This is a genomic window from Psychrobacter sp. Ps1 (genome assembly GCF_022129425.1).
GTDB lineage: Bacteria > Pseudomonadota > Gammaproteobacteria > Pseudomonadales > Moraxellaceae > Psychrobacter.
Genome location: NZ_JADQAN010000020.1, coordinates 52,307 through 58,904, shown reverse-complemented (window position 1 = coordinate 58,904; position 6,598 = coordinate 52,307). Strand labels below are relative to the sequence as shown.

Here is a 6,598-nt window from a genome sequence, read left to right as displayed (position 1 = left end):
TTTCTTGGTCATGGTAAACTCCTCGTTGAGTCGTTAGTTTACCAAGTTTACTTGTACGGTTTCTTCAGCATAGCTCACATTGTATACTTGTAGTGGTCAAATATTTTTAGACAGTACTTAAGAGGTTTTTGTTGAAATAAAGTCTCTTTTTCTCGCTCGGTGTTAAATACTCATTAAAGCTGTGTGGTCTTACACTTTGATAATAGCCCCAAATATAATCATTTACTGCCTGCCGAGCCTCATCAATATTGTCATAGCCGTTTTTTGGCATCCACTCTGTCTTAAAGCTTCTAAAGAACCTCTCTGTAGGTGCATTGTCCCAACAGTTGCCTCGTCGGCTCATACTATGCGACATACCATTGCACTTGGCTACGCATTTAGCATACTCTTCACTGGTATAATGACTGCCTTGATCTGAATGAAACAGCACGCCTTTAGGCTCAAGTCTTATGTGATATGCCATTTTTAGTGCAGATGTGGTCAGCTGGGTATTCGGGCTATCTGACAAGGCAAAACCAACAATACGTCGAGCATATAAATCCATAACGATGGCTAAATAACACCATCCGGCTTTGATACGAATATAAGTAACATCACCTGTCCACACTTGGTTTGGTGCAGTGGGCGCAAACTGACGGTCTAGTATGTTTCCATAAGCTTTATGGAATTCTTCACAACGCCTGTACTTATGTGATTTTATCTGTCGACTAATCAACCCCATTTGTGCCATCAGTTTAACTGCTCTGTAGCGTGTGAGTTTAATGTCATGTTGATGCGTGACGATAGCAGATACCGTCCTTGCACCAGCCGAGCCATTTGACTGCTCAAATACTTCTCTGATTAAGGCTTTGAGCCTTATAAGTTCAATGTCTATAGACCTAGATTTAGTACTGTTGTAATAGCTGCTTCTAACAACCCCAATGCGTCATAGGAGCAACTACCAAACGGTTTTTGATGACGATGCCATTATTAAGGGTAAAAGGTTGAAATAAAGGGTGGTATTTTGATTTCATAAGAAAATTCTCCTAACAGTATATTGGGTAACTTGAGCTTATGTATCAGCTATCTTAAAATTTAATTAACTTGCCATTGGTTAAAATCTTCTAGCGTGGCTTGTAAAATTGCCTCTTTATCACAAATGGCTGTGCCTTCTGCTCGAATCAAGGTGCGTTTTTTAAAGCCCATTTTTGCAAACATCATATCCAAATAACGGTAAGCAAATTCCATTTGTTGGCATTCTTTATCCAATGAGAACATCGACCCACTAATTTGTAGAAACAACACGGCTCTATTATCGGTCAATAAGGGTTCAATTTTACCTGCCTCGCTGTACTGGAAAGTCTCTCGTGGCACCAACACCATATCCATATAATCTTTGAGTCGAGCAGGGATATTGTAGTTATACATCGGATAGATAATAACGATTTTTTGATGCGCTTTAAACTGCTGTAACATCGATTGCCGAGTGTCGGCGATAGCTTGCTCCGCCACACTCAAAGCCTCCCCTGCTTTTTGTTTATAAATGACCGTTAGGGTTGCCTCATCCAAGGTAGGTAAATCCATGTCATTTAATGGCAAATAGGTTGTGCTTTCAGCAAATTGCTGTTTGATTTGTTGTAGTAACTGAGCCGAAAATGACTCAGTATGGGCATTGATTGTGGTATCAATGACAAGCGTTTTCATGGTTTTATACCCCATTTTTATTGGTTTAATTTGGCTAACACATTTTCTGCTAAGTCTTGCAACGTTTCTTTGACAGGGCGTTTGGTAGGCTTTAAATTAATGGTGACATGAGATAAGCCTTGTTCTTTCTGCTCTTGCCAAAATTCCAGCAAACTATGTGACCCGCCTCGTAGATAAATATTGCGAGATAATTGAGCAGGCTCATTCGGATTCTCACTAAGTTCGACAAAATTGGCATAACCAAAAGGATGCCAAGCGTCATCTTGATTTAAATCCGCCAAGGTTTGCACGATATTTTTGGTATCTTTTGGGTTTACCCCATGCCAAATCCACGCATCGGCAGTATTAGCAAGCCAATCTAGTTCCTGTCTGGCACGACCAATAGCAACCATCGGTAAGCGTTGTTCAAGGATAGGGATAAAGCCAATATTGCCTGTTAAATCCCCATAATGTTGCCCTTTAAACTGCGGAAATTTTTGGGTGGTTAAGGCACGAATCATGTCCCAACTTTCTCGAAAACGCTCGGCACGATTGTCAAAGTTTTGCTGAAACACAGGGTATTCCACAGGTCTATCGCCACTCGACATCCCCAAAATAAAGCGATTATTGCTTAATACTGCCGTACTTGCTGAGGCTTTGGCGATATGAATGGGACTCCGCAAAGGTGCAACGATGCCTGCTGAACCTATCGCAATTCGTTGGGTTTTCGCAGTCAAATAGCCCATGGCAACCATGGGGTCAAATGCTTGTCCAACATCGCCAAAACTTGGGTCATAAAATGGCACATCTCGCAACCATAGTGCAGAAAATCCAAGCTGTTCTGCTAAGACAGCGGTTTCCCCAAAGTCTTCTAAGCTCGGAATCGGACTATTGGGATAGCCTTTAAACGGGGCAATCAATCCCAAGGTGAGTTTATCCGCTTGAAACACCTCACTAAATGCAGGGTGATTGGCAAGATGAGGGGGTAGTTGTTTTTGTTGCGGGGTTATATTTTCATTCGTCTGAGCGGTGTGAAATAATTGGCTATTGTCTTGTCCAAGAACAGAGAGGTTTGGTACAGCAGTTTGTGAGCTTGTGGTCATGGGAGTCACTCCGTTAAATTAAGCATTAAAAAATATAGCCCTAGTATAATGCTTTTATTTTTAATGATAATTGGGGTAAAATTAGAAACAGTTTTGCTTTTTTTGCAAAAATATGTTTATTCAAAAATACACTTAACTGCTAACAAACCCATGACCATCAATTACTTCTATGCCCTCACTATTTTTCACCATGTGGCGAATACTAATAGCTTTACTGCCACGGCAAGTCAGCTTGGGCTGGCGGTGTCGTCTGTCACTCGGCAAATTGATAACTTAGAACAATCCTTGCAAGTTAAGCTATTGAATCGCTCAACCAGACATTTGGATTTGACCCATGCAGGGATGCGTTATTTACAACAGACCGAGCCGATATTAGCTGAATTACAACAGGTAAATGAAGCGATTAAAGAGGAGCAAATTGAGCCACAAGGGCGATTGTGCCTTACTTTTCCCAGTGCCTATGGGATTGAAAAAATCGCCCCATTGCTTGCCGAATTTGCCCATTTATACCCAAAAATTGAATTGGAGCTATTTGCCAGTGATGAATTTGTAGATTTATTTAATGAGAAATATGATGTAGGGGTGCGGTTAGGGCGTGTGGAGGATGACCGCTTGGTAGCAAAATTTATTGCCTCTCAGCAACGGCTGTTATGTGCCAGTCCCGATTATCTACGATTGCATGGAACACCACAAATACCGTCACAATTAGCCGAGCATAATTGTTTGCCGTTTATGTATCAAGGCTATGCGTCAAAGTGGTATTTCCATCAAACGGGTAAAACGCAAAGTTTGCGGGTGACAGGGAATTTGATGGGTAATAATATAGAAATGCTGAAACAAGCCACGCTTGATGGACAAGGGATTAGCCATTTACCTAATTGGCTGATTGAGAAAGCGTTGCAGTCTGGGGCGTTGGTACAGGTGTTGTCTGATTGGCAAGTGACCCCGTCTTTGGCGACAGATGACGGGATTTATTTGGTGTATCCGCCCACTAGCCGTAATGTGGTAAAAATTGGCGTGTTGGTGAATTTTTTAGCACAACGTTTGATAGGTTAAACTGTAGATGGTGATATTGTGAAAAGCAGTAGAATATTATGCGTATCTAATTTAGGAAAGGCTTTCTTCATCATACTATTCTGATTTAAGTAACTGAACAAATTTAAATTATAAAAAACCGTTCGTGGTGAGCTTGTCGAACCATAACGGTTTTCCTACTCTTCAACAGGCTCAGGGTGAACGGAAAACCATATATAATTTTGTTTCATTACTTACTAGAATAATAGCTTAATACTTTTGTTTGTGCGGTGTGTAGTGGTCATATCTTCTCTCCAGTCTTGGTGATAGTATAACCTCTTATCTACTGTCCTATTTCATTATGCCACTACAATGACACCTGCTGAGTACAGGCAGGTGGCTTAATTATTCTACGATGATGTTGTGTTAAGAATGGGGTATTTACAATGAGGTAATTCCGCTTATGGAACATTTAGCAGGCCTAACAAGACCATAAGTTGACCTCCCTGCGCTACACTTCAGCCGGTAAATTATGGCAGCGTTGATATCACTACCACTTGTCAAGTTGAATACACTGATGACTATCTAACTTTTAAGCCATAATTACTTTAGTTTGAATTAAAGTGAGTTAATGCATAGACTGAAGCAAGTAATGTCTTCAGTCTATGTTCGTAGTTCGATTACACTTATTCTATCGGAGACGGCTTACCGTGCGGGCTTGAGCGCAGATATTGTTTGGGCGCTTTGACGGTTGCGCCAAGCTCGGCCGCCGCGTGCCACGGCCAGTGCGGGTCGTAAAGTATGCCGCGTGCCAATGCAACCGCGTCCGCTTGCTGCTCGGTGATGATGCTTTCTGCCTGCTCGGCCTCGGTGATTAGGCCCACGGCAATGACAGGTATATTGACCGCTTCTTTTATCGCGGCAGCAAAAGGCACTTGATAGCTCGCTTCCACAGGGATTTGCTGCTCTGGGCTCAGTCCTGCGGTGCTCACATGGATATAATCACAGCCTAACGCCTCCAATGCTTTAGCCAGCTCGATCGTTTGGGTAAGGTCCCAGCCGCCTTCGACCCAATCGGTTGCAGAAACCCGCACGCCCACTGGCTTGTCACTTGAAAACTCAGCCCGAACCGCTGTAAACACGTCAAGTAACAAGCGCATTCTGTTTTCAAGACTGCCGCCGTATTGATCATCACGTTGATTAGAAAGCGGCGATAAAAACTGATGCAATAGATAGCCGTGCGCACCATGAAGCTCAATTAAGTCAAGACCCAGCGCATCGGCACGTCTTGCCGCATCGACAAAATCACTGATGAGTGTATCAATGTCATTTTGATCCATGGCTGTGGGTACAGTAGAGTTTTCGTCATACGCCAGCGCTGATGGTGCCACCGTTTGCCAGCCATTTACCTCATCAGGGGCAATCGAGCCGTCGCCGTCCCATGGTTTTTTGGTTGACGCTTTACGCCCAGCATGGGCCAACTGGACGCCTATCGGCATCGGGCTGTACTGTCTGATTGCCGTTAGTGTTTTATCCAGTGCCGCTTGCGTCCTGTCATCCCATAATCCCAAATCAGCATAGCTGATACGTCCTTGTGGATTGACCGCTGTTGCTTCTAAAATAAGTAGTCCTGCGCCGCTCAAACTCATTTGGCCCAAATGGATCGTATGCCAATTACTTGCCGCGCCATCATTGGCAGAGTACTGACACATGGGTGCGATGATAATACGGTTATCTAATGTGAGTTGCCCAAGTTTCAAAGGCGAAAAAAGCTGGCTCATGGTAAATCCTTAAAAACGTGCCTAAAGGCATGGAAAATAAAATACAAAAACAATATAAATGACTTATACGATTAGCGCTTGAATACATGATGGGGATGAATGGTTGTTTTTATAGGTTACATTTAAGTGACGCTAGCTGATATATAGATTACTCTCAATCATGTTTTTCATATGCAGCAGGCGAGGGGCGATGTCTTCTTCTAGCTTGGTGCGACTCAGGATAAAACTTGGTGCGCCGCAGTTAAACGTGAGCAAACCTTCCGTCGGGTGCATCAGCGCAATGGCGACCGCATTGACATCTTTTTGCCATTCACTGATAGAAAAACAATAGCCGTAATCTTCATAATCTTGAAAGGCTTTGTCTAGCCCTCGTCTGATCTTTAGCCAATCATCCTTGTACTTACTACGAATCGCATTAAGGATAAACTCTTGCTCAGCAGGTGGCATACTTGCCAAGCAGGCTCTCCCCATCGAACTCAAATGAATCGGTAGATAAGAGCCGACATTGCGTTGCATGGTAGTACTACCGGCACCTTGTACGACGTTTAGATACACCATCATCAGTCGATCACGAGTAGCCATGGCAACGGCACTATTGGCATAGTCTGCCAACTCTTCCATATAAGGAGTCGCAAGGTTATTGATAGAGATATTAGTCATCATGGTATAACCAAAACTTAGTACCCCTGTCGAAAGCTGGTACTTACTACTATTGGTCGATTGTTTTAAATATCCCAATTTGACCAACGTATAGGTCAGACGAGTAATGGTGCCTTTAGGAAGGCCTGTCAGTTGACTTAGGTCTTGGTTGCCTAGATAAGGTCTCTGCGGGGTAAAACAACGCAGCAGCTCTAACCCTCGAGCCAACGCTGTGACAAACTGTCGGTCATTTTTATCTCTCATCTCTGCAATGGGTTCTAACAGTTCAATATGCATCTCGTTGTTAGCGTCTTCATCGGTAAGGGTATCATTAGTCATATGTCGTCTATTATCCCCAATCAAATTCATACAAGCGTTATAAAATCACAAAACTTTATT

General features: G+C 43.0%; 6 protein-coding genes. 1 reads left to right on the top strand and 5 read right to left on the bottom strand.

Annotated elements, in window-relative coordinates; genetic code table 11:
• Positions 1 to 106 precede the first annotated feature (106 nt).
• The 3 genes from I3249_RS10645 to I3249_RS10635 all read right to left on the bottom strand — a co-directional run bounded on the left by I3249_RS10645 (position 107) and on the right by I3249_RS10635 (position 2,765).
• Entirely contained in the window at positions 107 to 868 is a 762-nt protein-coding gene (locus tag I3249_RS10645) for an IS3 family transposase (RefSeq protein ID WP_322868749.1), read from the bottom strand.
• 206 nt (positions 869 to 1,074) lie between these two features.
• The gene (locus I3249_RS10640) at positions 1,075 to 1,683 is read right to left on the bottom strand and encodes an NAD(P)H-dependent oxidoreductase (RefSeq protein WP_157822722.1); all 609 of its coding nucleotides are present in this window, start codon (positions 1,681 to 1,683) and stop codon (positions 1,075 to 1,077) included.
• Positions 1,684 to 1,700: 17 nt separating this feature from the next.
• Positions 1,701 to 2,765 (bottom strand): TIGR03571 family LLM class oxidoreductase, encoded by a 1,065-nt coding sequence (locus I3249_RS10635; protein WP_102090616.1) that lies wholly within the window; start codon positions 2,763 to 2,765, stop codon positions 1,701 to 1,703.
• A 150-nt stretch (positions 2,766 to 2,915) separates the two neighbouring features.
• Between I3249_RS10635 and I3249_RS10630 the strand changes: the two genes are divergently transcribed.
• Positions 2,916 to 3,821: a LysR family transcriptional regulator gene (locus I3249_RS10630; RefSeq protein ID WP_197707684.1), complete on the top strand. Its 906-nt coding sequence runs from the start codon at positions 2,916 to 2,918 to the stop codon at positions 3,819 to 3,821.
• Positions 3,822 to 4,465: 644 nt separating this feature from the next.
• On the opposite strand, the gene I3249_RS10625 is transcribed toward I3249_RS10630, so the two are convergent.
• The gene (locus tag I3249_RS10625) at positions 4,466 to 5,560 is read right to left on the bottom strand and encodes an NADH:flavin oxidoreductase/NADH oxidase (protein WP_238069933.1); all 1,095 of its coding nucleotides are present in this window, start codon (positions 5,558 to 5,560) and stop codon (positions 4,466 to 4,468) included.
• Positions 5,561 to 5,692: 132 nt separating this feature from the next.
• The gene (locus tag I3249_RS10620; RefSeq protein WP_238069932.1) at positions 5,693 to 6,538 is read right to left on the bottom strand and encodes an IclR family transcriptional regulator; all 846 of its coding nucleotides are present in this window, start codon (positions 6,536 to 6,538) and stop codon (positions 5,693 to 5,695) included.
• Positions 6,539 to 6,598: the final 60 nt, after the last annotated feature.